Source organism: Bradyrhizobium sp. Ash2021, from assembly GCF_031202265.1.
In the GTDB taxonomy this organism is placed as follows: domain Bacteria; phylum Pseudomonadota; class Alphaproteobacteria; order Rhizobiales; family Xanthobacteraceae; genus Bradyrhizobium.
On the sequence record NZ_CP100604.1, the window covers coordinates 986,628 to 1,010,013 of the forward strand.

At 62.5% G+C, this 23,386-nt stretch carries 29 protein-coding genes and 1 other RNA gene; 16 read left to right on the plus strand and 14 right to left on the minus strand.

Translation table 11 applies throughout. From position 1 onward, the window contains the following. Positions 1-17 precede the first annotated feature (17 nt). Positions 18-1,307 (plus strand): sulfite dehydrogenase, encoded by a 1,290-nt coding sequence (gene soxC / locus NL528_RS04575; RefSeq protein ID WP_309181529.1) that lies wholly within the window; start codon positions 18-20, stop codon positions 1,305-1,307. Then, on the plus strand, positions 1,294-1,869 hold the full coding sequence (locus NL528_RS04580; protein ID WP_309181531.1) for a cytochrome c: 576 nt from the start codon (positions 1,294-1,296) through the stop codon (positions 1,867-1,869). The genes soxC and NL528_RS04580 overlap by 14 nt, the downstream gene beginning before the upstream one ends. Before the next feature lie 148 nt (positions 1,870-2,017). On the opposite strand, the gene NL528_RS04585 is transcribed toward NL528_RS04580, so the two are convergent. Further along, positions 2,018-2,476 (minus strand): Hint domain-containing protein, encoded by a 459-nt coding sequence (locus NL528_RS04585; RefSeq protein WP_309181532.1) that lies wholly within the window; start codon positions 2,474-2,476, stop codon positions 2,018-2,020. 67 nt (positions 2,477-2,543) lie between these two features. Here NL528_RS04585 and ssrA point away from each other — a divergent pair. Beyond that, positions 2,544-2,959, plus strand: a transfer-messenger RNA (tmRNA) gene (gene ssrA, locus NL528_RS04590). Positions 2,960-3,084: 125 nt separating this feature from the next. Beyond that, positions 3,085-3,657, plus strand: a complete 573-nt coding sequence (locus NL528_RS04595) for a hypothetical protein (RefSeq protein ID WP_309181533.1) — start codon at positions 3,085-3,087, stop codon at positions 3,655-3,657. A 52-nt stretch (positions 3,658-3,709) separates the two neighbouring features. Here NL528_RS04595 and NL528_RS04600 read toward each other — a convergent pair whose 3' ends face one another. The 7 genes from NL528_RS04600 to NL528_RS04630 all read right to left on the minus strand — a co-directional run bounded on the left by NL528_RS04600 (position 3,710) and on the right by NL528_RS04630 (position 8,510). Then, positions 3,710-4,075 carry a nuclear transport factor 2 family protein gene (locus NL528_RS04600; protein ID WP_309181534.1) on the minus strand — a complete coding sequence of 122 codons (366 nt, stop codon included), beginning with the start codon at positions 4,073-4,075 and terminating at the stop codon, positions 3,710-3,712. 173 nt (positions 4,076-4,248) lie between these two features. Continuing rightward, positions 4,249-4,569: a cupredoxin domain-containing protein gene (locus tag NL528_RS04605; RefSeq protein ID WP_309181536.1), complete on the minus strand. Its 321-nt coding sequence runs from the start codon at positions 4,567-4,569 to the stop codon at positions 4,249-4,251. A 10-nt stretch (positions 4,570-4,579) separates the two neighbouring features. Next, on the minus strand, positions 4,580-5,101 hold the full coding sequence (locus NL528_RS04610; protein WP_309181537.1) for a DUF4142 domain-containing protein: 522 nt from the start codon (positions 5,099-5,101) through the stop codon (positions 4,580-4,582). Between the two features lie 159 nt (positions 5,102-5,260). Further along, positions 5,261-5,944, minus strand: coding sequence for an RNA polymerase sigma factor (locus NL528_RS04615; RefSeq protein ID WP_309181538.1), 684 nt, complete (start codon positions 5,942-5,944; stop codon positions 5,261-5,263). A gap of 172 nt (positions 5,945-6,116) precedes the next feature. Further along, positions 6,117-6,467 carry a RidA family protein gene (locus tag NL528_RS04620; protein WP_309181539.1) on the minus strand — a complete coding sequence of 117 codons (351 nt, stop codon included), beginning with the start codon at positions 6,465-6,467 and terminating at the stop codon, positions 6,117-6,119. Between the two features lie 139 nt (positions 6,468-6,606). Then, positions 6,607-7,530 (minus strand): PHB depolymerase family esterase, encoded by a 924-nt coding sequence (locus NL528_RS04625; protein WP_309181540.1) that lies wholly within the window; start codon positions 7,528-7,530, stop codon positions 6,607-6,609. A 71-nt stretch (positions 7,531-7,601) separates the two neighbouring features. Next, positions 7,602-8,510, minus strand: a complete 909-nt coding sequence (locus tag NL528_RS04630) for a LysR family transcriptional regulator (protein ID WP_309181541.1) — start codon at positions 8,508-8,510, stop codon at positions 7,602-7,604. 120 nt (positions 8,511-8,630) lie between these two features. On the opposite strand from NL528_RS04630, the gene NL528_RS04635 reads away from it, so the two are divergent. Next, the gene (locus NL528_RS04635; protein WP_309181542.1) at positions 8,631-9,695 is read left to right on the plus strand and encodes an aromatic ring-hydroxylating dioxygenase subunit alpha; all 1,065 of its coding nucleotides are present in this window, start codon (positions 8,631-8,633) and stop codon (positions 9,693-9,695) included. A gap of 39 nt (positions 9,696-9,734) precedes the next feature. Here NL528_RS04635 and NL528_RS04640 read toward each other — a convergent pair whose 3' ends face one another. The 3 genes from NL528_RS04640 to NL528_RS04650 form a co-directional block, all read right to left on the minus strand. After that, on the minus strand, positions 9,735-10,034 hold the full coding sequence (locus NL528_RS04640) for a hypothetical protein (RefSeq protein ID WP_309181543.1): 300 nt from the start codon (positions 10,032-10,034) through the stop codon (positions 9,735-9,737). A gap of 71 nt (positions 10,035-10,105) precedes the next feature. Next, the gene (locus NL528_RS04645; RefSeq protein WP_309181544.1) at positions 10,106-10,786 is read right to left on the minus strand and encodes a hypothetical protein; all 681 of its coding nucleotides are present in this window, start codon (positions 10,784-10,786) and stop codon (positions 10,106-10,108) included. A gap of 120 nt (positions 10,787-10,906) precedes the next feature. After that, positions 10,907-12,565 carry an FAD-binding dehydrogenase gene (locus tag NL528_RS04650; protein WP_309181545.1) on the minus strand — a complete coding sequence of 553 codons (1,659 nt, stop codon included), beginning with the start codon at positions 12,563-12,565 and terminating at the stop codon, positions 10,907-10,909. 284 nt (positions 12,566-12,849) lie between these two features. On the opposite strand from NL528_RS04650, the gene NL528_RS04655 reads away from it, so the two are divergent. The 8 genes from NL528_RS04655 (at position 12,850) to NL528_RS04690 (ending at position 19,033) form a co-directional block, all read left to right on the plus strand. After that, a complete protein-coding gene (locus NL528_RS04655) occupies positions 12,850-13,323 on the plus strand; it encodes a hypothetical protein (RefSeq protein WP_309181546.1) in 474 nt (157 codons plus the stop codon). A 134-nt stretch (positions 13,324-13,457) separates the two neighbouring features. Beyond that, the gene (locus tag NL528_RS04660) at positions 13,458-13,652 is read left to right on the plus strand and encodes a hypothetical protein (RefSeq protein ID WP_309181547.1); all 195 of its coding nucleotides are present in this window, start codon (positions 13,458-13,460) and stop codon (positions 13,650-13,652) included. Between the two features lie 24 nt (positions 13,653-13,676). Continuing rightward, positions 13,677-14,267 (plus strand): SCO family protein, encoded by a 591-nt coding sequence (locus NL528_RS04665; protein WP_309181548.1) that lies wholly within the window; start codon positions 13,677-13,679, stop codon positions 14,265-14,267. 94 nt (positions 14,268-14,361) lie between these two features. Next, positions 14,362-15,279, plus strand: a complete 918-nt coding sequence (locus NL528_RS04670) for a transporter substrate-binding domain-containing protein (RefSeq protein WP_309181549.1) — start codon at positions 14,362-14,364, stop codon at positions 15,277-15,279. 186 nt (positions 15,280-15,465) lie between these two features. Beyond that, positions 15,466-17,106, plus strand: a complete 1,641-nt coding sequence (locus NL528_RS04675) for a lysine--tRNA ligase (RefSeq protein WP_309181550.1) — start codon at positions 15,466-15,468, stop codon at positions 17,104-17,106. 292 nt (positions 17,107-17,398) lie between these two features. Beyond that, positions 17,399-18,181: a class II aldolase/adducin family protein gene (locus NL528_RS04680; protein WP_309181551.1), complete on the plus strand. Its 783-nt coding sequence runs from the start codon at positions 17,399-17,401 to the stop codon at positions 18,179-18,181. A 398-nt stretch (positions 18,182-18,579) separates the two neighbouring features. Further along, positions 18,580-18,753, plus strand: a complete 174-nt coding sequence (locus NL528_RS04685) for a hypothetical protein (protein WP_309181552.1) — start codon at positions 18,580-18,582, stop codon at positions 18,751-18,753. Positions 18,754-18,811: 58 nt separating this feature from the next. Beyond that, positions 18,812-19,033, plus strand: a complete 222-nt coding sequence (locus NL528_RS04690) for a PRC-barrel domain containing protein (protein ID WP_309181553.1) — start codon at positions 18,812-18,814, stop codon at positions 19,031-19,033. A gap of 105 nt (positions 19,034-19,138) precedes the next feature. Here the strand turns inward: NL528_RS04690 and NL528_RS04695 are convergent, their stop codons facing one another. Next, positions 19,139-20,113, minus strand: a complete 975-nt coding sequence (locus tag NL528_RS04695; RefSeq protein WP_309181554.1) for an ABC transporter substrate-binding protein — start codon at positions 20,111-20,113, stop codon at positions 19,139-19,141. A 139-nt stretch (positions 20,114-20,252) separates the two neighbouring features. On the opposite strand from NL528_RS04695, the gene NL528_RS04700 reads away from it, so the two are divergent. Further along, positions 20,253-20,417 carry a hypothetical protein gene (locus tag NL528_RS04700; protein ID WP_309181555.1) on the plus strand — a complete coding sequence of 55 codons (165 nt, stop codon included), beginning with the start codon at positions 20,253-20,255 and terminating at the stop codon, positions 20,415-20,417. Between the two features lie 134 nt (positions 20,418-20,551). Here NL528_RS04700 and NL528_RS04705 read toward each other — a convergent pair whose 3' ends face one another. Both NL528_RS04705 and NL528_RS04710 read right to left on the minus strand, forming a co-directional pair. Then, on the minus strand, positions 20,552-21,052 hold the full coding sequence (locus NL528_RS04705) for a mismatch-specific DNA-glycosylase (protein WP_309181556.1): 501 nt from the start codon (positions 21,050-21,052) through the stop codon (positions 20,552-20,554). Positions 21,053-21,063: 11 nt separating this feature from the next. After that, a complete protein-coding gene (locus tag NL528_RS04710) occupies positions 21,064-21,717 on the minus strand; it encodes a helix-turn-helix transcriptional regulator (RefSeq protein ID WP_309181557.1) in 654 nt (217 codons plus the stop codon). 186 nt (positions 21,718-21,903) lie between these two features. Between NL528_RS04710 and NL528_RS04715 the strand changes: the two genes are divergently transcribed. Both NL528_RS04715 and NL528_RS04720 read left to right on the plus strand, forming a co-directional pair. After that, positions 21,904-22,248 (plus strand): DUF952 domain-containing protein, encoded by a 345-nt coding sequence (locus NL528_RS04715; RefSeq protein ID WP_309181558.1) that lies wholly within the window; start codon positions 21,904-21,906, stop codon positions 22,246-22,248. Continuing rightward, entirely contained in the window at positions 22,245-23,342 is a 1,098-nt protein-coding gene (locus NL528_RS04720) for a quinone-dependent dihydroorotate dehydrogenase (RefSeq protein WP_309181559.1), read from the plus strand. The genes NL528_RS04715 and NL528_RS04720 overlap by 4 nt, the downstream gene beginning before the upstream one ends. The last annotated feature ends 44 nt before the right edge of the window (positions 23,343-23,386 follow it).

The following is a 23,386-nucleotide window of genomic DNA, read 5'->3' on the forward strand; positions in this document are numbered from 1 at the left end:
CGAGCGGAGGACGTACGATGACCGAGCCAACCGACGACGGCAAGGGTCTTGCCGCGACTTCGCGCCGGCGATTTCTGCGTAACGGTGGCATTGTGGTGGGAGGGGTCGTCGTTGCGGGTGGTCTCGCCGGCAGCGAAGCATCGGCGGCAACGGGAAACGCCGACAACCTGCCGCCCAATGTCCCCGACTGGATGAAGACGCCTGGCGATCCCATGGGAAGCCAGCTTTACGGAATGCCTTCGTCATTCGAAAAGGATGTCATCAAGAACCTCCCGAAGAACCTGCCGCAATATTTGTCGGCATCCGGGCGAACGCCACTGCAGGATCTCGACGGCATCATCACGCCGAACGGCCTGTTCTATGAACGCCATCACGGCGGGGTTCCCACCATCGATCCGGCGCAACATCGGCTGATGCTCCATGGCCTCGTCGACAAACCGCTGATCTTTACCATGGACGACATTCGGCGCTTTCCTTCCCAGTCGCACATCTATTTCCTCGAATGCTCGGGCAACCCCGGCTACAAGAAACCCTACGGCAAAACGGCGTCCGACCTTGTCGGTCTCCTGAGCTGTGCGGAATGGACCGGCGTAAGCCTCAAACTTGTTTTGCAAGAAGCGGGATTGCAGGCCGGGGCAAAATGGCTGATCGCCGAAGGCGCCGATGCCGCCGCGATGACGCGCAGCATTCCGATCGAAAAATGTCTCGAAGACGCGATGCTGGTGTACAGCCAGAATGGCGAGCGGCTGCGCCCGCAGCAAGGCTATCCACTGCGGCTGTTGTTGCCGGGATTCGAAGGCAACATGAACATCAAATGGCTGCGACGTCTGCGCGTCGCCGCCGAGCCCGCCTATTCGCGCGAGGAGACCTCGAAATATACGGACCTGATGCCGGACGGCTCGGCGCGCGAGTTCACATTCTATATGGAAGCGAAATCCATCATTACGCGACCCTCGGGCGGACAGCGGCTGAGCGCGCCTGGATTCCGTGAGATCAGCGGCATCGCCTGGAGCGGCCGCGGCAAGATCGGGCGTGTCGATGTCTCGGTCGATGATGGCAAGAGCTGGCAGGAGGCGCAGCTGCAGGAACCGGTGTTGACCCGGGCGGTGACCCGCTTCAGGCTTCCGTGGCATTGGGACGGCCAACCCGCCGTCATTCAAAGTCGCGCAATCGATGAAACCGGCTACGTCCAGCCGACGCTGGCCGAACTTCTCGCGGTTCGCGGCGAGAACTATTTCTACCACAACAACGCGATCTGGCCTTGGCGGATCTCGGCCGGCGGTGAGGTGACCAATGCCAATGCGTGAGCCTTGCATCGCAGCGTTCGCCTTATTTGCGCTTGCATGCGCGACACCTGCGCAGGCGCAAAGTACCTACGGCATCGGGCGGGCTGCAACGCCGGCGGAGATCGCTGGTTGGAATATCGATGTCGATCGCGAGGGTGACAACCTTCCGCCGGGAAGCGGCAGCGTCAATCACGGCCGCGAGGTCTTCGATCGGCAATGTGCGGCTTGTCACGGCGCAAAGGGTGAGGGTGGCGTTGGCGATCGGCTTGTCGGCGGGCAGGGCACACTCGCGACGCCAAATCCGGTGAGGACCGTCGGCAGCTATTGGCCGTACGCCCCGACATTATTCGATTATATCCGCCGCGCCATGCCGCAGAACGCGCCGCAATCGCTAAGTAGCGAAGACGTTTATGCGGTCTCGGCTTACATTCTCCATCTGAACGGCCTGCTGCCGGCAGAGGCGACCCTCGACGCCAGGTCGCTAAGCGCGATCAAGATGCCGAATCGAAATATGTTCGTCGGCGATTCCCGGCCCGACATCAAAAATCCGGCATGCGTGACGGGGTGCGGAGGAAGCAAGTAAAAACCGGGTTTGCCAATAGTACGGGCGCACCCATCGACTAATACCTTGCCGCCCAGCGTGCCATCAGCTCTCAACCGGTAGACTCGCCGGCCGGATAAGGTGAGCCGAACGGACTTTCTGCGGCCTCTTTCGACGGGTCGATTGGGTCCTAGCCGGACTGCAACCCAAAGTCTTCGGCGACGACGCCGCCCGCCAGGATGAGATGTCCGTCAATCGACCCTTCCGCGCTCAGGCTGGTCTCAAAGCGATAAAGGACGCCTGAGTACGTCCCCGTAATGACCTCCACGATTAGAACATCGTTTCCATTCTGGTCGAGCAGTTTGCCGCCTGGCGGGAGGTCACTGGCGGGCGCAAGGGTCCCGTCGGGGCGCATGAAAAGCTGATCCTGGGTGCAGACGAGACTCCGCCCTGCATCGAAGACGATATAACAAATTGCCGGATGGAGCGTCCCCGGCGGCGTACTATGGATGAACGCCACCGCCACAGGGGTCCATGTCAAATGCGGCGCGCTGCCGGCGCCCGCCAGTACTTCGTTGCCGACTTTCAGATTCTCGATCGCGACCGTCCCCCCGGGTGTCGCGATCTCAGTCCCTGCAGCGAATGCCATTTACTTTCTTTCCCTGGAGACTGGTATTCTTAGCACGGCCTTCCACAGGATGAAGGCCGCCGCTTTCAGCCTATCTTTCCCCGCCGATCCCGCGTAGGGTCGTTTCGTCGCAAGACGATGGCGCTGAAACTCTGAGCGGACCGCGGGCAGACCCGGGGGCAGTACCCGGCGCCTCCACCTTAGCAGCTTGAGCTTAAAGGTCTCATCTAGAGCATGATCCGGAAAATTGGGTACCGGTTTTCGGAAAAGATCATGCTTAAACGTCAGGTGAGATCGATTACGCCGCAAGGCATGATCCCTAGGCTGCTATGGCGGGGGCGAACCAGGATCGATGGTCGTGAAGAAGCTCTGAATTGTGCTCGGCATGATACCGCCGTTATCGGGTCAAAAACCTAAATGCAAACGATAACGTTGCATTGAACGAAGTGCGCCTCGCGGCGTAACCTGTTCGGGGTTGGTCCACCTGGCAACAGAACGGCCATTGCCGCGTCAACCCTCGGGTTGGCGCGGCTTTTATTTGTGGGCCGGTGCAGGCGTCGCGCGGTGACTTATGTTCCGGCCGCCGCCGTGCTAGACCATGGCCATGCCGCAAACATGGAGGTGAACGCGTGAACCAGGCGATCACTTCCCAGGACACCTCCCGAAACGGCTTACTGGCAATCGGCGGCGGCGGCGTGCTGTCCGGCGTCCTGACGCCGCTGCTGCCGCAACTGATCGACAGGGTCAGCGGCGGTCCCGGCGATCTGCGCATTGCGCTGGCGGCGATTCCGTTTGCCGTCCTCGTTTTCATCGTGGCTCGCCGCACCAGCGTCAATCCGTGGTGGGCGGCGCTGCTGGCGGCGATCGTGACCATGGTCGCATTCGTCTGCGCGGTGAATGCCGCGATCTTCATCGACGGGCAGGCCAACGGCGCCGACAAGATGATGCGCAATATCCTGGCCGGGCTCGCCGGCGGCTTCATCGGCAGCGCGATCATGGCGCTCGGGATCGGCCGGTTGCCTGCGGGCCCGCGCGACGTCGTGGCCTGGTTGCAGATGCTGATCACCGGCACGCTCGCTGGCGCGCTGCTGGCGCTCGACAATGCGCTCGGGCTCGACCAGACGTCGGTGCTTTATCCGGTGTGGCAGGCCGGCGTCGCGGTCCGGCTGGCGATGGCGTTGCAGCGGAGAAGGCGCGGCTGACTGGTGGGTGGGGCGGATTGTGCTTGCGCCAATCCGGCCCCACAAATCTTGCTCAGGCGCCCTGCGGGATCTGATCGAGGAAGCCGGTGATGTTGCGGATCCGCCCGTCCTTCAGGATGACGAAATCCGTGCCCTTGATCGGGCTGTCGGCGCCCTCGGGGCCGAGCCCCCAGGAGAAGCGGACGCGATCGCCATAGCCGTTGGGCTCGCCGATCAGCTTGAACTTGAAATCCGGAAAGCGCTGCTGCACGCCCGCGATCAAGGCATCGACGCCGTCATGGCCGTCGCCTGACATCAGTGGGTCGACATATCTGGCGTCGCTGGTCCAGTTGGTCGCCAGCATCTCGCGGCGGCGGCTCGGCATCCGCTCGTTCCACAGCTCGATGTAGCGGTGGGCAATGGTCGTGTGGTCAGTCATGTTGCTCTCCTTCGTTAGAGCGTTTTCAAGCGAAGTGGATACCGGTTCGCGTGAAGAAAACGCGTCAAGACAAAAACCAGAGCCGAACAGGCTCTGGCACCGAATTTATTCGGCAGTTCGACTATCGAAGGTTCGCGCGCAGGGATCGATTACCTCGGAGGTCATGGCGCGCGCTACGGCGCGATATTGAGCACCGCCCTCATGTTGGGATGGAAGCGGCAATAATATTCGACCGTGCCGGCTTTCTTCAAAACCGATGTCACCGTCTTGTTCGGCGGTATCGTCAGGTCAAAATCGCCGTTCCGCGCGGTCGCGGTGTGGGCGAAGACATCCTTGTTGATCCATTCGATGGTGTCGCCGACCTTGGCCGAAGCCTCGGCCGGCGAGATCACGAGATTTTCCATGACGACCTGAATTGTCGCCGCATGTGCCGGGACGGCCAACGCTGCAAGCGCAAGCAGCGTCACGACGGAGAGATGCCGTCTCGACAACATGGCGGGCTCCCTACTTCAGTTCGGCGGCGACGTGTTCGGCATGTTGCTCGTGGCCCTGAAAGATCTTCAGGCCGGTCTGCAGCAGGCTCTTCAGCTCGGGATTGCTGGCCGACGGAATCAACTGCGTCTCCAGCGCAGTGTTGACCGTCTTGTGGTAGGCCACTTCGTTGGCGACATAGGCCTTGTCGTAGTCGGCGCCCTTCAACTTGCCGAGTTCGGCAAGCTTGTCGGCGGCCTGCTTCGACAGCGCCTTGCTGGTGTCGTTATCCTCCGGCGTCACATTGAGCTTCTTGACGAGGTCCAGCGCCTGCTTGTTGACGGCTTCATGGTCGCGCACCATGTCTTCGGCGAACGCCTTGACGTCCTTGTTGCCGGCTTTCGAGATCGCCTGCCTGGCGGCGGCGATATCGATGACGCCGGCGGTGTAGGCGATATGCGCGATCTGCGGATCGGTGGGCTTGGCGCCTTCGGCGAGGGCGGCGCTGCCCAAAAGGCTCAATGCGGCGATAGCCGCGCTCAAACGAACGAACATGATTTGACACTCCTGTGGCCTGCCGGAAACGGCCGGCGCCTGGTTGGTTGCACAGGAGTTGGATGGCGCTGATGCGCGGAGGTTCCCGGAAAAATTATGCAAAGCGTTTTCGAGCGAAGTGGGTACCGGTTCGCATGAAGAAAACGCGTCAGACCAGAATCAGAAGCCCAGCCGCTTCAGCACCGCGTCGGTCAGCCGCTCGCAGCGCCTGCCGGCAAACGGAAACGCCTCCATTACCACGGGGCCGATTTTCTTCTCGACATTGTCGCGCAGCATGGTGCGGGCGCGATGCAGCCGCGTCTTCACGGTTTCCGGCTTCAGCCCGAGGATCTCGGCGGTTTCCTCGACATTCATGCCCTCGATCACGCGGGTGATGAAGACGAGACGAAACGCCTCGGGCAGCTCGTCGATCGCGTGTTCGACGACATGCTGAATTTCACGCTGGGCCATGGATTTTTCCGGATCGGCGGCGGCCGACAAGGGGAACTGGATGATTTGCGCTTCGAGCACGCGTTGCGGCAACGAACTCCACTCCACGCCCGGCCGCTGCCGGCGCAGCCGCCCGAGCGCCTCGTTCATGGCGATACGGGAAAGCCAGGTGGAAAGGCTGGAGTCGGCGCGGAACTGGTCCAGATGCGTGAATGCCCGGACATAGGTTTCCTGGACCACATCCTCGGCTTCGCTGTCGTTGCGCAATATGCCGCGGGCCAGCCGGAACAGCCTGCGATTGTTGGTCTGCATGATCGCGCGAACCGCGGCCTCGTCGCGGGACCGCGCGCGCCGGACCAGTTCGGCGTCGATGGGGCCGCTCGGAACTGCGCGTGGGGCCTGGGTGTGACGCATGATGGTTTTGCTCGATCTGATAAATGGTTATCGAGGTATTAGATGCGGCCGTGCCGAACAGGTTCCCTGGTAAACTCCAAAAATTACGAATATCGCCGGAGAGGGGCCCAGACGCCGGCGCGCCTGAGCCCTGTTGTCCGATATTGGACCTAAGCCTGTGCGTTCGCCGGCGTCACTTCGCCGCGACCACCATGATTTCAACGCCATATTGCGGTGCGGCCAGCTTGGCTTCGACGGTGGCGCGCGCCGGCGTGTTTCCGGCCGATACCCAGCCGTCCCACACCGCGTTCATCTCGGCGAAGTTTTTCATGTCGGTGAGGTAGATCGTGGCCGTCAGCAGCTTCGATTTGTCGCTTCCGGCCTTGGCGAGATGGCTGTCGATGATCGAGAGCACCTCCTGCGTCTGCTTGGTCACGCTTTCGCCGGTCGCCTTGTGGGCCACGACCCCCGCGAGATAAACGGTGTTGCCGTGGACGACGACCTGGCTCATGCGCGGGCCGGTTTCGAAACGCTGGATGGTCATACTGCTCTCCTGATTGGTTGCGGCGACTGCTTAGCGCATGATCCGGAAAAGTGGAAACCGGTTTTCCGAAATGATCTAGCGCGTTGGCGCGCCATCGGCCACAGCGTTCGCCATGACGCCTGCCGGGATCACCCATGCATTAGGGAAATTTTTTGAAAAACGCCCAGATCGTCTCGGCACCGTCGATGTCGTGGTTTTGCGGCCCGAAGAACGCGGTCGCGATGCCTGGAAAGCGCGCATCCGGCAAGTGGCTGGGCATGCGGTGGCCGCCGCCATTGACGCGATAGAGCACGGCATCGCGCCCCGGCGGGCAGTGCGACGAGATCAGCGTCACCGTGCTCCGGTCCGATTGATCGCGGTCGTCGAGATCGGTCGCGGCGGCATCCTGCGCCTCGCAGCCATTGACGCGGCGCCAGAACGCCAGCGTCTTTTCGGCCGACCAAAATCCTTCCACCGCGAAGCGGCTGGCGCCCTTGCCGCCCTGATACGGAATCAGGGGATCGATCGTTCCGTTCATGATCAGCATCGGCACCGGGCGCGACGGGCGGCAGGCGCTGGCCGATTCGTCGGTGAGATTCATGATGACGCTGGCGGCCGCCGCGAACAGATCGGCACGCGCGCAAGCGAGCGTCATGGTCATCGCGCCGCCATTTGAGAGGCCGGTGACGTAAATCCGCTTCGGGTCCGCGGTGCCGTCAGCGACATATTTCCCGATCAGGGCGACGATGAAGGCTGTGTCGTCGGTACCTTTCGGCGCTACGCGGCCGGCGCGCTTGCCGTGGGGCCGCAGATCGGCCCAGGCGCGATTGAGGCCGTCGGGAAAGATCACGCCAAAACGCTCGCGTTTGGCGACCTCCGGCCATGAGGTTCGGGTCATGACGTCGGCGCCGGTCTGGGTATTGCCATGGAGCACGATCACCAGCGGCGCGGGCCTGGTGTCGGGGAATTGGGTGATGAACGTGCGCGTCGCACCGCCGATCACGAGCGTCTCGGCAGAAGCAGCGCTAGCGCCGAGCCCGATCGCCAGGACCGCGAGGAAGCAGCGAATCTGATGCATTTCCATTCGAGGAGGCTCCGTCAGCCCATGGTTCCATTGCATCACGACGCCTGAACCGGATCAACCGCGTGCCGTGGCTACGCCTCGATCTGCGCCGCCGCGCCGCCGCGTTCCTGGGCCTCCATGGCATCGAGGAAACATCGCACTTTGGCCGGAACGAACTGCCGCGCCGGCAGCAGCGCGTGCACGTTGAGCGGCTCGCACACGTGATCCGGCAGCAGCCGCCGCAGCAATCCCGCTGCAACGGCGACTTTTGTGTAGCTCGCGGTCACCCGCAACACACCGTGCCCGGCCAGCGCCGCCTGCAGCCTTATGTCGGCATTCGAACTGACCAGCCGCGCGTTTGAAACCGCAAGCTGCTCGCTCACGCCCGCCGGCGTCGTCAGCGCCCAGGGCGTGTCGCTCGGACCAATGAGCAGAGGAAATTTGGCGAGGTCTTCCAGGGTGCGGGGCTCGCCGAGCCTTTCCAGCAGCGCCGGCGCCGCGAACAGTCCGCGCTCCAGCGAAGAAACCCGTCGGATCACAATACCCGTCGAGGGCAGCGGGGCCTCGAGCATCGCGAACACGATGTCATAGTTCTCGGCGACGGGGCTGACGAATTCGTGCTCGACATCGATCCGGATCACCAGATCCGGGTAACGGCCCATCAATTCGCAGGCCACCGGGCCTGCATGGTGCGCGCCGAACTCGTAAGGCGCCTTGATGCGCAGCGTGCCGGCGATGGCGCTACTCATGGCCAGCGCCTCGCCATGGGTATCGTGCAGCGCTGTGAATAGCGGCCGCACCCGCTGATAGATCGTCTGGCCCGCGTCGGTCAGGCGCAAATGACGGGTGGTGCGTTCGATCAGCCGGAGCCCGAGATTGCTTTCCAGCCGCTGCACTGCAGCACTCAGGCTCGACTTGGGATGCCCGAGCACGCGTGCGGCGGCGCTAAAGCCGCCATGCTGCACGACCTCGCAAAACAGCTCCCAATCCCGCCAATCCATGCCCGCGATTGTCCATGGGCCGGTACAGTGTGTCCAGGAAATCCGGATTCCGGCGCCATCCCCGATGACATAGAAGAGGTGGCAATAGAAGAGCATTTCCAAAAAACAGGGAGGGGTGTCATGACCGATGACGGAATCTTTCTTCGCAATTCCTGGTACGTCGCGGCCTGGAATCACGAATTGATCGACGGCACGAAGCTGGCCCGCACGATTCTGGAGCGCCCGGTCGTGATCTATCGCGGCGCAAGCGGCAAGGTCGTGGCGCTCGACGACCGCTGCTGCCATCGCGCCGCGCCGCTGTCGATGGGCCGGATCGAAGGCGACGACATCCGCTGCATGTACCACGGCATGAAGTTCGAGCCGGGCGGCAAGTGCATCCAGATCCCCGGCCAGGACATGATCCCGCCAAAACTCGGCGTGCGCAGCTATCCGGTGGTCGAGCGCTACAATCTGATCTGGATCTGGATGGGCGAAGCCGAAAAGGCCGATCCGAACCTGATCGTGGATTATCCGCCGCTTGCGGATGCCAAATGGCGCGGGCTGCCCGGCTATATGCACTACAAGGCCAACTGGCTGTTGATCGTCGACAATCTCAGCGATTTTGCGCATCTCGCTTTCGTGCATACCCATACGCTCGGGGGCTCCGAGGAATACGCCTACAAGACGAAGCCGGTCGCGATCGAAAAGCTGGACGACGGTTTTCGCGTCGAGCGCTGGCATATGGGCGCCGAACCGCCGCCCTATCATCAGAAGGTGATCTCGAACCGGGCCGACAAAATCGACCGCCGCAATATCGGCCGCATGATCGTTCCCGGCATCTTCCTGCTCGATACGATGTTTGCGCCGGCGGGGCAGGGCGCGGAGAAGGGCGTTCAGGTGCCGGGCACGCGGCAGTATCGCAACGCCCAGTTCATGACGCCGGAGACGCGAAGCTCGACGCATTTCTTCTGGAACTATCTGCACGATTTCGAGATCGACAATCCGAACATCTCGCTGTCGCTGCGCAACAGCCTCGAAGAGGCGTTCAACGAGGACAAGGCGATCATTGAGGCGCAGCAGACGGTGTTCGACGCCGATCCGAACTACCAGCTGCTCGCGATCGGCGCGGATGCGGCGCTGACCTATTTCCGCTGGGTGCTGGCGCGGCGGATCGAGGCGGAAAAAAGCGCGGCGAAGGCGGCGTGAGCTGATAGTTCTGAAGCTGGTGCGCGGGGCTCGCCCCGCTCACCGCTGGTCGGCAGCCCAGCGCGTGAACAGCGCGATCTTCTCGCCGGGCCATGCACCGTCGCAGGGCATGGTGCCGGCGCGAAGCCGTGCCAGTATTTGTTCCCGGTGCGCGGCAACGTCGGCTTCCTTCCACAGGTCAAACGCAAACAGCATCGAGTTGCGGTCCATCGGACGAAACAGCGGGCGAATGTGATCGTCGAAGCGAACGGCTTCATCCGTCCCCGGTAATCTAGGCCCGACGTTGACCGCAACCGGTCGATCGCCGGCCGGCGTCCGTTTTCTTGACGCCGAAGCCAACGAGGCGGCTTTCTAGCCCACGGCGTTCGCCTTCCGGCCGGCGCGACCGATCTCGCTGCCCTCACGCGAATTTACTTCGGTCGCGTTATGCGTTCGGGAAGAACCACTTTCGTGTTGATGGCGTACAGGAAGCAAGGGCCATTCTGTTTGTCACGGCCGAAGTTGTTGCATTTGTTCAGAACCGTTTGTTGCGCATCTGCGGTGCCCCATGAGATGAAAAGCTCACCCCAGGGGTGTATGGCGATTGCCTTTGGTTCGCTCGCCCGGAAATACCGCTGAAGATCGGCGCGATTTCGAGTGTCGAGTCTGATGGTCGGAATTTGAGAGAGGTCGAAGTCGCCGGCGTAGTGGAGGCGTGGCATATCCTTGTATTCAAGCTGCCCATCCGTCGCGATCTCGTCGTTTATCGCGACAAGAGCGCATGGCTTTGCGAAGCGCATTTGACAAGCCTCCAGCGCCCGGTCGCCGACAGCTTCCTCGTCTTCGTGAAGGACCGAAACAATATATCCGCGGTAGACGTCTTGAACGGCTAGCCCCTTGTTCGACTTGCCATTCATGTATGCCTCGATGAGGCGATCGCGTTCATCGACCGGCATGTCGGGAGTAACCGCGGAGATGACCAGGCCAAGCGCTCGCTCGAACTGTGACTTGCGTTGCGCGGTTGTGAGACCCGCAAATGCGATTCCGGGGATCAGGCAGATACAACCCACCCAACCCATAAATTTTAATTTGAAATTCGCCGTTCCTGACATGCCACTCCTCTCACGGAAACATCATGGATAATGACCAAATTGCTTCAGCCGCGTCGCTATCGTGATTCGCGCCCCGAGGACTACGGCCGCGACCAGCGGCGAAGCACGCAGCCGCTTCGATCACCCCACCGCCTTCGCCGCCGCGCGCCCCGCATTCCGCCCCGAAAACAGACACCCGCCCAAAAACGTCCCTTCCAGCGAACGATAGCCGTGCACGCCGCCGCCACCGAAACCGGCGGCTTCGCCGGCGGCGTATAATCCCCTGATGATCTGGCCGTCATTGCCGAACACGCGCGAGTCGAGATCGGTCTCGAAGCCGCCCAGTGTCTTGCGGGTGAGGATGTTCAGCTTCACGGCAATCAGCGGGCCGTGTTCGGGATCGAGAATCCGATGCGGCTTTGCGGTGCGGATCAGCCGGTCGCCGATATAGCGGCGCGCGTTGTGGATGTTCATCACCTGCGCGTCCTTGACGTAAGGGTTTGACATCTCGCGGTCGCGCGCTTCGATCTGCGCCTTGATGTGCTCGGGCTTGAGCAGATTGTCGCCCGAGAGCGCGTTCATCGCGCTCACGAGATCTTCGAGATTGTCGCGCACGATGAAATCGGCGCCGTGCTGCTTGAATGCTTCCACCGGCGCCGGCGCGCCCTTGTTGGTGGCGCGCTTGATCGTCATGCGCCAGCTTTTGCCGGTGAGATCGGGGTTTTGCTCGGAGCCGGAGAGCGCGAACTCCTTCTTGATGATGCTCTGCGTCAGCACGAACCAGGAATAATCGTGGCCGGTCGACATGATGTAGTGCAGTTGGCCGAGCGTGTCGGAGCCGGGAAACAGCGGCGCCGGCAGCCGCTTGCCCGTGGCGTCGAACCACATCGAGGAGGGTCCCGGCAAAATGCGGATGCCGTGGCGCGGCCAGATCGGCGACCAGTTCCGGATGCCCTCGACGTAATGCCACATCCGGTCGCGGTTGATCAGCCGCGCGCCGGCGGCCTCGGTGATCCCGATCATGCGGCCATCGACATGTTCGGGCACGCCGGAGATCATGTGCTTCGGCGGTTCGCCGAGCCGCTTCGGCCAGTTCTGCCGGACCAGGTCGTGATTGCCGCCGATGCCGCCGGAGGCGACGATCACGGCCGGCGCGCGCAGCGTAAAGTCGCCGACGATTTTGCGCGAACTGCTCTGGCCGCGCTCGACATTCGAGGGTTCAAGGATTGAACCGCTGACGCCATCGACGGCGCCATTGCTGATCGATAGCGCATCGACGCGGTGGCGGAATTTGAAGGTCAGCTGGCCGTCCTTCTGCGCTTCGCGCGCGCGGCGCTCGAACGGCTCGACGATCCCGGGTCCGGTGCCCCAGGTGACATGAAACCGCGGCACCGAATTGCCGTGGCCCATCGCGTCATAGCCGCCGCGTTCGGCCCAGCCGACCACGGGAAAGATGCGATGGCCCATCGCGCGCAGCCAGCCGCGTTTTTCGCCCGCGGCGAACGCGACATAGGCTTCCGCCCAGCGCTTTGGCCAAAGATCCTCGTCGCGATCGAAACCGGCGGTGCCCATCCAGTCCTGCAGCGCGAGTTCAAAACTGTCCTTGATGCCGAGCCGGCGCTGCTCCGGCGAATCCACCAGGAACAAGCCGCCGAACGACCAGAACGCCTGGCCGCCGAGGCTCTGTTCGCCTTCCTGGTCGACCACGATGACACGTTTGCCGGCGTCGGCGATCTCGGTGGCCGCAACCAGCCCCGCCAGCCCGCCGCCGACCACGATTACGTCTGCATCATCAGCCATCGCGTTCCTCCCCAGCCCGTTCTGATTCAAGACCGTGTCGACGCAGGCGGTCAACGCCAAATGGCGCTTGCCTGTGGCGGGTGCGCACCAAAAGGAATCGTTAACTTGTTCCAGTTTGGGACCTTTCGGCCGCAAACTGCAGCGCGGGCGCAACACTTAATTTGAATTTGTTTTGAGCGGCCTCCTCCACCTAGACAAAAATGCCGTCTCGCAACACGCTGGCGCAGTCTTGCATCACTGAGACGATCAGATTCGGGTTCGACAGGTTTGGACTGGGGCTGGATATGAAGTTGATGACGGGGTTGCTCGCGGCGGTCTTGTTGCTGGCGGGGGTGGGGGCAAGTCATGCGGTGGTCCGGATCGCGGACGATCGCGGCGGCCGGATCGGCACCTACGTCGACAAATATCAGGGCCTGCGTTCTTCCGGCGAAGCGGTCATCATCGACGGCCTGTGCGCCTCGGCCTGCACCATCGTCCTCGGCGCGGTTCCCCATAACAAGATCTGCGTGACCTCGCACGCCAATCTCGGCTTCCATGCCGCCTGGGATTTCGGCGCCAATGGCCGCGCGGTCACCAACGCCGAAGCGACCCAGATGCTGTATTCGATGTATCCGTCGGCGGTGCGGCACTGGATCGCCCAGCGCGGCGGCCTGACCCCGCGCATGATCTTCCTGCGCGGCAAGCAATTGCAGCAGCTGTACAAGCCCTGCTACCTCGACGCCCAAGCGTCCGCGAACCGGCCCCAGTCTTCCCGCTGACAGGGTCTTCGCGCGGATAAAGTCCTCACGCTGAAAAGGCCTCGTGCGAAATCAGCGATTTAGCTCCGCATGACGTGATCGGCTGCGCCGACACGGCGCTTGCCCGCATACGGAACTCGCTCTATCTGAAGCCTATGGTTCAGCCGGTTTCCACCCAGCACGGGATGATGGTGGTAACCCCGCCTCAGGGCAGGGTGGCCTCGGCGATCGTTTGGGGCGCCGCCGGCCTTGGCGCCGTCGCCCTGCTCGGTGCCGCCGTGCTGTGGTTCCATTACGGGACCGCGGTGTTTTTTGAGATGATCGCCGCCGGCATCTCGGCCTGCTTCTGATCCGGAACAAAAGGGAATTTGACGATGGACCGGACCACCCGCCCGCTGGTGATTTTTGCAGCCTTCGCCGGCAGCCTGGTGGTGGGCCTCGTGCTGATGCTGTGGGCGATGGGCGGGCTGCGCACCGTCACGGCGCCCGCCGCGATCGGCGGTCCGTTTCAACTGACCGACCAGGCCGGCCAGGTCGTGACCGACAGGAACCTCAAGGGTAAGCCGACGCTGATCTTTTTCGGATTCACCCATTGCCCCGACATCTGTCCGACCTCGCTGTTCGAGATTTCGGAAGTGCTCAAGGCGATGGGCAAGGATGCCGACCGGGTCAACGCCTATTTCGTCTCGGTGGATCCCGAGCGCGACACCGCGGCCGCGATGAAGGATTACCTCTCGAGCTTCGATCCGCATCTGAAGGGGCTGACCGGCGATCCCGAGGCGGTGGCCAAGGTGCTGTCGGAGTACCGGGTTTATTCCAAGAAGGTCCCGCTCAAGGACGGCGATTACACCATGGACCATACCGCGCTGATCTATTTGATGGATCGCGACGGCCACTTCGTCTCGCCGTTCAACCTGAAACGGACGCCCGAGGAAGCCGCGACCGATTTGAAGCGTTATCTGTAACCCCAATTTGCCGGCCCAAATTAACCCAAACGGCCCTCGCATCGCGTGTCGGATGGTCTATAAGGCCCTCCAATCCCGTAACAATTTGCCCGATATGCCAAAGACCGCCTTGTTATCCCGCGTGAGCCTGCCTCATACCGTCCGTGCCGCCTTGGCCGGGTGGTTGATCGCGGCTGCGCTGGCGATCGTTGCATCGGCCGGCGCGGCGCAGGCCCAAACCCCGCCAAAGCCCGGGGTCGAGGCGGCCCCGCAGGCGGTGCCCGGCTTCTGGGACCCGCGGCGGCGTCCGGACCGGCCCGACCTGTCGCGCCTGACCGTGATCCGGTTCCTGACCGAGACCGATTACCCGCCGTTCAATTTCACCGGCCCCGACGGCAACCCGGCCGGCTTCAATGTCGATCTGGCGCGCGCGCTGTGCGACGAGATCAAGGTCACCTGCACCATCCAGATGCGCCGGTTCGAAACCCTGATCGACGCCATCACCAGCAACCGCGGCGACGCCATCATCGCCTCCCTGGCGGTGACGCCGCAATTGCGCGCCAAGGTCGATTTCACCGATCCGTATTACCGCGCGCCGGCGCGCTTCGTGTCGCGGCGCGACGCCGTGATGCCGGAGGTCCGCCCCGAATATCTCGAAGGCAAGAAAGTCGGCGTCATCGCCGGCTCCTCGCACGAGGCCTATCTGAAGGCGATGTTCACCGATGCCGAGATCCGCTCCTACGCCAATGACGACGCGCTGCGGCTGGCGCTGCGCCGGAGCGAGGTCGATTTCATCTTCGGCGATGCGATCTCGCTGGCGTTCTGGATCAACGGCACCGATTCAGGCGAATGCTGCGCGTTCTCGGGCGGGCCGTTCGTCGAGAGCCGTTTTTTCGGCGAGGGCATCGGCATCGCCGTCCGCAAGGGCAACGATCTGTTGCGGCAGTCGCTGAACTGGGCGCTGTTCCGGCTCTGGGAAAAAGGCCGCTATACCGATCTGTGGCTGCGGTACTTTTCCGTCAGCCCGTTTTAGGAACGAACTCAGTGCTATCCCCGTCATTGCGAGGAGCAAAGCGACGAAGCAATCCATTCCTCAGCTTGCCGCGCTATGGATTGCTTCGCTTCGCTCGCAATGACGGGGCTAAATTCCCGGATTCCCGCCGTCATTTTGCATTTTAACGCGGAAGCGCTAGTTTCCGCGGCCTTGGAGACTCCCTGGATGTCCACCATCGACCTTGCCGCCAGCCCGAGCGATCTGCGTTCGCTCGCCGAACAATCCAACGCGTGGCCGTTCGAACAGGCGAAAGCGATTGTCGCGCGGCTGAAAAAGAGCCCGAAGGACGAGGTGCTGTTCGAGACCGGCTACGGTCCGTCCGGCCTGCCGCATATCGGCACCTTCGGCGAGGTCGCGCGCACCACCATGGTGCGCCACGCCTTCCGCGTGCTGACCGAGGACAAGATCAAGACCCGGCTGCTGGCGTTCTCCGACGACATGGACGGCCTGCGCAAGGTGCCGGACAACGTGCCGAACAAGGAGCTTTTGGAAAAGCATCTCGGCCGGCCGCTGACGCGGGTGCCGGATCCGTTCGGCACCCATGAAAGTTTCGGCGCGCACAACAATGCGCGGCTGCGCGCGTTCCTCGACACCTTTGAATTCGACTACGAGTTCGCGAGTTCGACCGACTACTACACCTCGGGCAAGTTCGACGCGGCGCTGCTGCGCATGCTGGAGCGGTTCGACGCCGTGATGGCGGTGATGCTGCCGAGCCTGCGCGAGGAACGCGCCGCGAGCTATTCGCCGTTCCTCCCGATCTGTCCGCGCACCGGCATGGTGCTGTATGTGCCGATCGTCGAGCATGATGTGAAGGCCGGAACGGTCTCCTACGACGATCCCGAGACCAAGGAGCGCGTCACGCTTCCGGTTACCGGCGGGCATTGCAAGCTGCAGTGGAAGCCGGACTGGGCGATGCGCTGGTTTGCGCTCGGCGTCGACTATGAAATGGCCGGCAAGGATCTGATCGATTCGGTAAAACTGTCGGGCAAGATCTGCGCGGCGCTCGGCGGCAGGCCGCCGGAGGGATTCAATTACGAGCTGTTCCTCGACGACAAGGGCCAGAAGATTTCGAAGTCGAAGGGCAACGGGCTGACCATCGACGAATGGCTGCGCTATGCCTCGCCGGAATCGCTGTCGCTGTTCATGTATCGCGAGCCGAAGGCGGCCAAGCGACTGTATTTCGACGTCATCCCGCGCAACGTCGACGACTACCAGCAATTCCTCGAGGGCTTTCCGCGGCAGGATGCCAGGCAGCAGCTGCAAAATCCGGTCTGGCATATCCACGCCGGAAATCCGCCCAAGGCCGACATGCCCGTCACCTTCCAGCTCTTGCTGACGCTGGTGTCGTCGTCGAATGCGGAGAATGCCGCGACGCTGTGGGGCTTTATCGGTCGCTATCGCCCCGGCGTGACGCCACAGACGCACCCGAAGCTCGATGCGATGGTCGGCTACGCCATCAATTATTACCGCGACTTCGTGGCGCCGACGAAAAAATTCCGCGAGCCGACCGACAGCGAACGCGCCGCGTTGCAGGATCTGCGCGATGCGCTGTCGAACATGCCGGCAGGCGCAACCGCCGAGGACATCCAGAACGTGGTCTACGAGATCGGCCGCCGCGAGCCGTTCCTCGACGCCGTTAAGAAGGGCAAGGATGGCCGGCCGGGCGTTTCGCTCGACTGGTTCAACATGCTCTACCAGGTGCTGCTCGGCCAGGAAAAAGGCCCGCGCTTCGGCTCGTTCGTCGCGGTCTATGGCGTCACGAATGCGGTTGCGATGATCGACGGCGCGCTGGCGAGGTCGGGGTAAGCCTTCTTCCTTCTCCCCTTGTGGGAGAAGGTGGCTTCGCGAAGCGAAGCCGGATGAGGGGTCTCTATCCGCGGAGACAGACCCCTCACCCGTCGCCTCACTTCGTGAGGCGCCACCCTCTCCCACAAGGGGAGAGGGGAAGCAGAGCGTCCCGGGTACGTATCTGCGAGGCCGCAAACCGAGATAGCAGGCCCGCTGCAATTTCAGCCATCGCCGGCCCGGATTGCGCTACAATATCCTCCATAAACTGTCCAAGCCTCCGTCGAGGGGCAGACACCATTGGAGGATGCTCATGCAGTTCAGGGTTTCGCCGAAAGCGCTCGATAACTCCAGCGCCGAGCAGTGGCAGGCGCGGGTCGATCTCGCCGCGGCGCATCGGCTGGCCTTCAACCAGGGTTTTTCCGAAGGCATCTTCAACCATCTGACCTTCGTGGTGCCCGGCAGCACCGACCGCTACTACCAGATTCCGTTCGGGACCCACTGGTCGGAGGTGACCGCCTCCTGCTTCATGGAAGTCGGCATCGACGATGGCGAGGTCAAGCGCGGCGAGGGCGAAGTCGAGCGCTCCTGCTATTGCATCCACGCGCCGATCCACAAGGCATTGCCGCAGGCCAAAGCGGTGTTTCACACCCACATGCCCTATGCCAGCGCGCTGACGCGGCTCGAGGATCCGCGCATCAAGGAGATCGGCCAGACCGAGGTCGGACTGTCAGGCGCCATTGCCTATGACGACGAATATACCGGCCCCGCGCTCGATCCGGCGGAAGGCGCGCGGCTTGCAAAAGTGATCGGCGACAAGTCGGTGCTGTTCATGGCCAATCACGGCATCTCGACGGTAGGCAGCACCGTCGCCGACGCCTATGACCGGCTCTATTACGTCGAACGCGCCGCGCAGGTTCAGATCTACGCGATGTGGACCGGGCAGCCGCTGAAGAAGCTCCCGGCGCCCGTGGTCGAAAAGACCATGCGCGATTTCAGGGACGATCATCTGTACAAGGGGCCGACGCCGGCGCAGCGGCATTTTGATGCCCTGAAGCGGATGCTGGACCGGAAAGAACCTGATTACGCGACGTAGCGGTTCGTCGTCCCCGAAAGCAGGTTGGCTTAAACCGGAACCCTCCTGGCGAACAGCTTCGCCGGGTGTCCGGCGCCACGCTCGAATAGGTTCCTCATTCGTCCGAATGGCGTCGCGATTGGAACTCGGGAACGATTGCTCCCGTCACGGGTTTATAACTCATGAGACCGCCGCTCGCTGGTAACAATCCGGCGCATGTCGCGGGATAGCCAAAGGTCGCTACCAAAGACCCGCTGTTGTCAAAGCAAGCGCTCGCGCGGATAGCCAAAAGCGGCGGTCTCCGGTTCCATGCAGAAATTGCCAGCCGTACTCGCAAGCAGGAAGCTGCGGGAGGGGGAAGTAGGAGCAGGCGCGGGATGTCCGCTGCTGGCGCTTTCTAACCCGAACGAGGCTTCGTTATGCCCAATCGTATTGACATCGACCACACACATAGCGGCGCCATCGTTGAAGAGATCGGCGAGAGAATGCGCGCGTCGCTGAAACCAGAGCCGGAACTACCAGCGAGATTTAAAAGGCAAATCGACCGGCTCCGCGATTTAGAGCCGTCACCATCAAATCATTCCAGCGGCTGAGCGCTGGGACAGACCTCGCCGTTGAGCCAAAGACGGCGCGGCCGAACATGGACGGGCAATGCCATCGGTGAAGCGCCGTGCGTCAAAAATTCTGAATGAGATTCTGAATGAGTATGGCGAGGCGCAAGCCGAATTGACCGGCAAAGCCGTCGTCCTTACCGACGGAAAGGCAGGCACGGTCGAGCACGTTTGGCTGGATGAATTGCACGGGCTTCGGATTTCGATCAAAGGTCATGATGGAAGATGGCCGGTCTCAACCGTCAAGTTCGTGGAGAGCTAGACCATTCGCATCGGCCGCGCGCCGCCCAGAGCGCGCGCTCCTTTTCATTTCAATAAGGATGAAATGCAGCGAACAGTGCAAAGCCACTGGCAAGCAACTCCCGCCTCATTGGATCACCTCGTCGGCGGACGCCAATAAACCGTCCGGAACCCTTATGTCGAGTGCCCTCGCCGTGTTCAGGTTGATGCCGAGGGTAAACTTGGTAGGCTGTTCAACAGGAAGGTCTTTCGGTCGAGCGCCGCGCAGGATACGGGAAATGAAATAAGCTGCGTGGTGATAGGAGGCCAGAATATTCGGTCCGTAAGATATAAGTCCCCTGACTTTTGGGAATGTATCCGCAAAGCTTATGGTCGCCAGCTTGTTCTGCAACGCAAGTTCCGCGATTTGGCTCCCGGCTATATCAAACAGAGGATTGCTGGTGAGTGCGATGGCTTGCGCCCTGGCCGCAATCGCTGCTGCAAAGGCATTTCTGAAGTCGCTCTCTCCCCGTACGCCTAACGCCTCAATGGTGAGCTGCAGCTTTGTTGCCGCTACTTCTATTGGCTTCAGCGAGAGGGCAGCTGTAGGGTCTGCGATATTGAAGAGCGCCGCAACCCGCTCAAGGGTGGGGACGAGCAGCCTTAGCAGCTCAAGGCGTTTTGCACTCGCCTCTGCCGTCAAAATGCTAATGCCAGTGACGTTGCCGCCGGGACTTGCGAGGCTTTGGACTAATCCCGCCCCTACCAAATCGCCGGTGAGACAGACGATTGGGATTGTGCTCGTTGCATCCTTAGCTATTCTTCCGGCGAGTGCCCCGGACGCAAAGATCAAATTGATCTTTTGCGAGATGAGATCGGAGACCGTCGTCGAGACTGCCTCCGGCGAAGCCGCACTGGCTGGGCTGCCGACGATGATGATTGTTTCGCCATCGACGAGGCCGAACTCGCGCAAGCCATCTTTGAGTGCATCGATCGCGTTCTGACCGAGTGATCCGATAATTGCGATCCTCGCTATGGCCTTTGATTGGGCAATCGCTGCAAATGGACGAGCAGCCCAAACGGAGGTTAGCCCAGCAAGCTCGATGAATTCCCGCCGTCGCATGTGCCCCCTCCCTGTAAGGAACATGCCGTGGAACATATTCTAGCAGTTTGCGGAGCGTCTGGGAGCGGAAATCCAGAGCCCGTCCAGACGCGGGGCGGGCAGCTACGTCGAACGCGCCGCGCAAGTTCAGATCTACGCGATGTGGACCGGTCAACCGCTGAAGAAGCTTCCGGCGCCCGTGGTCGAGAAGACCCAGCGCGATTACCGGGACGATCATCTGTACAAGGGGCCGACCCCGGCGCAGCGGCACTTCGATGCCTTGAAGCGCATGCTCGACCGCAAGGAGCCGGACTACGCGACGTAGAGGGGCGCGTCAGCTCGATATCGGCGTCCAACCCATCTCGTCATGCGCGGGCTTGACCCGCGCATCCATCTCGCTTCGTAAAAAGCTTCTCATTTTTGATGGATTGCCGGGTCAAGCCCGGCAATGACGAATCACTACGATCTCACCCGATCCGCAAACTGGTGCCAGATTTCCGGTCGCCAGCTTCCGTTCGCAGCGCCCGATGTCGACGGCAATATCCAGATTTGGGTATCGGCGATGGTTTCCACCTGCTCGCCGTAATCTCTCTTGCCGCCGAGAAAATTCTGCCCTGCGGCTTTGCTGGTAAACGCCAGCAACCTCGGACGGCACTCCGCGATCGTTGCACGCAGACGAGCCCGCGCGCTCTCCCTGAGCTCGGGGAGCGGCAATTGATGATCCATTCCCGAATGGGTTTTGACGAAATCGGTGAGACCAATCCGGTAACGGAGCAGGTCGCGGTATTGGTGCGGCTGCAGCAGCTCCGGCGTCAGTCCGGTCTCGTGCAGGATCCGCCAGAACTTGTTCTGCTTATGCGCGTAATGAACCCCAGCCCGCGCGGATGCCGTTCCCACCGCCGTGCCACACAGCACGGCGCGAAGCGATTGATCCAGCAGGTCGCCGAGGACGTCCGGCAACGGCGGAAGTCCTACTGGCTCACCCACACGATGCGCGCGATCCACTCGACCTCATTGGCATCCAGCGTGCGGTCGGCATGCGCCGGATTGACCGACTGCAGTTCGAGCAGTTTTGCGGTCCGGCGTTTCAGCTCTTTCACCATCACTTCGCCGCCAGTGGTCTTCACCACCACGCGGTCGCCGCGGCGGATCGGCGTGCCCGGCGACACCACGATGACGTCGCCGTCGCGATAGGTCGGCTTCATCGAATCGCCTGAAATCTCCAGCGCATAGGCGTGCTCGTCGCTGGTCGAGGGCAGCGCCGCCTCGTCCCAGCCTTTGCCGGCCGGAAAGCCGCTGTCGTCGAAATGGCCGCCAGCGCCGGCTTGCGCGAAGCCGAGTAGCGGCACCGATTGCGACCCCCGCGCGCCGTCGCCGATCAGCTGCACGAAGGTCTCGATCGAGGAGTTGGTGGCGGCGAGCGCCTTGGAGACCGATTCGGTCGAAGGCCAGCGCTCGCGGCCGTCGCCGGTGATGCGCTTGGATTTGTTGAAGGTGGTGGGATCGAGCCCGGCGCGCTTGGCGAGGCCCGACGGCGAGAACCCGGCGCGTTCGGCGAGCCGGTCGAGCGCGGTCCAGACCTGGGCGTGGGTCAGGATGCGCTGTGACTTGGAATGTTTGGCCATCGGGAATCCCTTGGGGCTGATCTAGGAATTATTGCCTTATTCGGGCGGTTTGCGCAAATCTTCCGCGCGCCGCCCGCCATAGCGGCGCTTGAGTTGAGCGCCCGGCGCCGATACGGTCGGCTTCTCACCCGGCGATTTTCGGGAAAACCCCAAGAGACTCAACGACAAGCAGGGAACGCCGGAACCGTGCGCACGATCTACAAAATCAGCCCCGCCTCGGCCTGGCGCGAGGCCGAGCGGCAGGGCGTGTACCGCGGCAGCGCCGACGATGCGCGCGACGGCTTTATTCACTTTTCCACAGCTTCGCAGGTCGCGGAGACCGCGCGGAAGCATTACTTCGGGCAAACCGGCCTGTTCCTGATCGCGGTCGATGCCGACGCGCTGGGGGATGCGCTGCGCTGGGAACCGTCGCGCAATGACGAGTTGTTCCCGCACCTCTACGGCGAACTCGACCTTGGCGCGGTCACCGCCATCCTCGACCTGCGCACGCGATCCGACGGTTATCATGAGATCCCGGAGCTTGTGCCGTGATTCGCGCCTTCGACGCCTTCTCGCTGCCGCTGCTGCGCTGGTTCGATCCGGAGGACGCCCATCGCATGGCGATCCAGGGCCTGCGGCTGTTGCCGCCGATCCGGCAGCGGGTAGACGATTCGAAACTCGCGGTGCGGGCGTTCGGCCTGAATTTTCCGAACCCGATCGGCATGGCCGCTGGCTTCGACAAGAGCGCCGAGGCGCCCGACGCGCTGCTGCGGCTCGGGTTCGGCTTTGTCGAGATCGGCTCGGTGACCCCCAAGCCGCAGGTGGGCAATCCCAGGCCGCGGCTGTTCCGGCTGGAGCGGGATGAAGCGGTCATCAACCGCATGGGTTTTAACAATGACGGCGCGGAAGCGGTGCTGCGGCGGCTTGCCGCGCGCGCGCATCACGGCGGCATCGTCGGCGTCAATGTCGGGGCCAACAAGGATTCGCCGGACCGCGTCGCCGACTACGTCAAGCTGATCGAGACCTTTGCGCCGGTCGCGAGCTATTTCACCGTCAACGTCTCCTCGCCGAACACGCCGGGCCTGCGCAATCTGCAGCAATCGGCCCAGCTCGACGAGCTCCTGGCCAAAGTGATCGATGCCCGCGAGCGCGTCCGCACCAATGCCGGCGATTCGCCGGTGCTGCTCAAGATCGCGCCGGATCTCAGTCTCGCCGAACTCGATGACGTCGTGCACATCGCACGCTCGCGCCGCGTCGACGGCATGATCGTGGCCAATACCACGCTGGCGCGCCCCTCCACTCTGCGCGAAACCAATCGCGCGCGAGAGCAAGGCGGCCTGTCCGGACGGCCGCTGTTCCGGCTGTCGACCCGGATGGTGGCGGAGACCTATGTCCGCGCCGAGGGTGCGTTTCCGCTGATCGGGGTCGGCGGCATCGATTCCGGCGGCGCCGCGCTGACAAAAATCCGCGCCGGCGCCAGCCTGATCCAGCTGTATTCGTCGCTGATCTACAAGGGCCTTGGCTTGGTCGAGGACATCAAGAACGATCTCGCCTCGACGTTATTGCGCACCGGCCGCGACTCGCTGTCGGAGATCGTCGGCGCCGACGCCGCCACGATCACGGCCGAGGACTGGCCGGTGCAGTAGTTGAATCGGTTCACCTCGCCCCGCGTGCGGGGAGAGGTCGAATT

Coding starts and splice junctions, on each gene's coding strand:
- soxC (WP_309181529.1), top strand. CDS start 18: ATGACCGAGCCAACCGACGACGGCAAGGGTCTTGCCGCGACTTCGCGC.
- NL528_RS04650 (WP_309181545.1), bottom strand. CDS start 12,565: ATGGCTGATGATGCAGACGTAATCGTGGTCGGCGGCGGGCTGGCGGGG.
- NL528_RS04645 (WP_309181544.1), bottom strand. CDS start 10,786: ATGTCAGGAACGGCGAATTTCAAATTAAAATTTATGGGTTGGGTGGGT.
- NL528_RS04695 (WP_309181554.1), bottom strand. CDS start 20,113: ATGCGACGGCGGGAATTCATCGAGCTTGCTGGGCTAACCTCCGTTTGG.
- NL528_RS04675 (WP_309181550.1), top strand. CDS start 15,466: ATGTCCACCATCGACCTTGCCGCCAGCCCGAGCGATCTGCGTTCGCTC.
- NL528_RS04580 (WP_309181531.1), top strand. CDS start 1,294: ATGCCAATGCGTGAGCCTTGCATCGCAGCGTTCGCCTTATTTGCGCTT.
- NL528_RS04625 (WP_309181540.1), bottom strand. CDS start 7,530: ATGGAAATGCATCAGATTCGCTGCTTCCTCGCGGTCCTGGCGATCGGG.
- NL528_RS04690 (WP_309181553.1), top strand. CDS start 18,812: ATGCCATCGGTGAAGCGCCGTGCGTCAAAAATTCTGAATGAGATTCTG.
- NL528_RS04655 (WP_309181546.1), top strand. CDS start 12,850: ATGAAGTTGATGACGGGGTTGCTCGCGGCGGTCTTGTTGCTGGCGGGG.
- NL528_RS04700 (WP_309181555.1), top strand. CDS start 20,253: ATGTGGACCGGTCAACCGCTGAAGAAGCTTCCGGCGCCCGTGGTCGAG.
- NL528_RS04610 (WP_309181537.1), bottom strand. CDS start 5,101: ATGTTCGTTCGTTTGAGCGCGGCTATCGCCGCATTGAGCCTTTTGGGC.
- NL528_RS04630 (WP_309181541.1), bottom strand. CDS start 8,510: ATGGATTGGCGGGATTGGGAGCTGTTTTGCGAGGTCGTGCAGCATGGC.
- NL528_RS04585 (WP_309181532.1), bottom strand. CDS start 2,476: ATGGCATTCGCTGCAGGGACTGAGATCGCGACACCCGGGGGGACGGTC.
- NL528_RS04685 (WP_309181552.1), top strand. CDS start 18,580: ATGCCCAATCGTATTGACATCGACCACACACATAGCGGCGCCATCGTT.
- NL528_RS04670 (WP_309181549.1), top strand. CDS start 14,362: ATGCCAAAGACCGCCTTGTTATCCCGCGTGAGCCTGCCTCATACCGTC.
- NL528_RS04620 (WP_309181539.1), bottom strand. CDS start 6,467: ATGACCATCCAGCGTTTCGAAACCGGCCCGCGCATGAGCCAGGTCGTC.
- NL528_RS04665 (WP_309181548.1), top strand. CDS start 13,677: ATGGACCGGACCACCCGCCCGCTGGTGATTTTTGCAGCCTTCGCCGGC.
- NL528_RS04615 (WP_309181538.1), bottom strand. CDS start 5,944: ATGCGTCACACCCAGGCCCCACGCGCAGTTCCGAGCGGCCCCATCGAC.
- NL528_RS04710 (WP_309181557.1), bottom strand. CDS start 21,717: ATGGCCAAACATTCCAAGTCACAGCGCATCCTGACCCACGCCCAGGTC.
- NL528_RS04680 (WP_309181551.1), top strand. CDS start 17,399: ATGCAGTTCAGGGTTTCGCCGAAAGCGCTCGATAACTCCAGCGCCGAG.
- NL528_RS04660 (WP_309181547.1), top strand. CDS start 13,458: ATGGTTCAGCCGGTTTCCACCCAGCACGGGATGATGGTGGTAACCCCG.
- NL528_RS04605 (WP_309181536.1), bottom strand. CDS start 4,569: ATGTTGTCGAGACGGCATCTCTCCGTCGTGACGCTGCTTGCGCTTGCA.
- NL528_RS04600 (WP_309181534.1), bottom strand. CDS start 4,075: ATGACTGACCACACGACCATTGCCCACCGCTACATCGAGCTGTGGAAC.
- NL528_RS04635 (WP_309181542.1), top strand. CDS start 8,631: ATGACCGATGACGGAATCTTTCTTCGCAATTCCTGGTACGTCGCGGCC.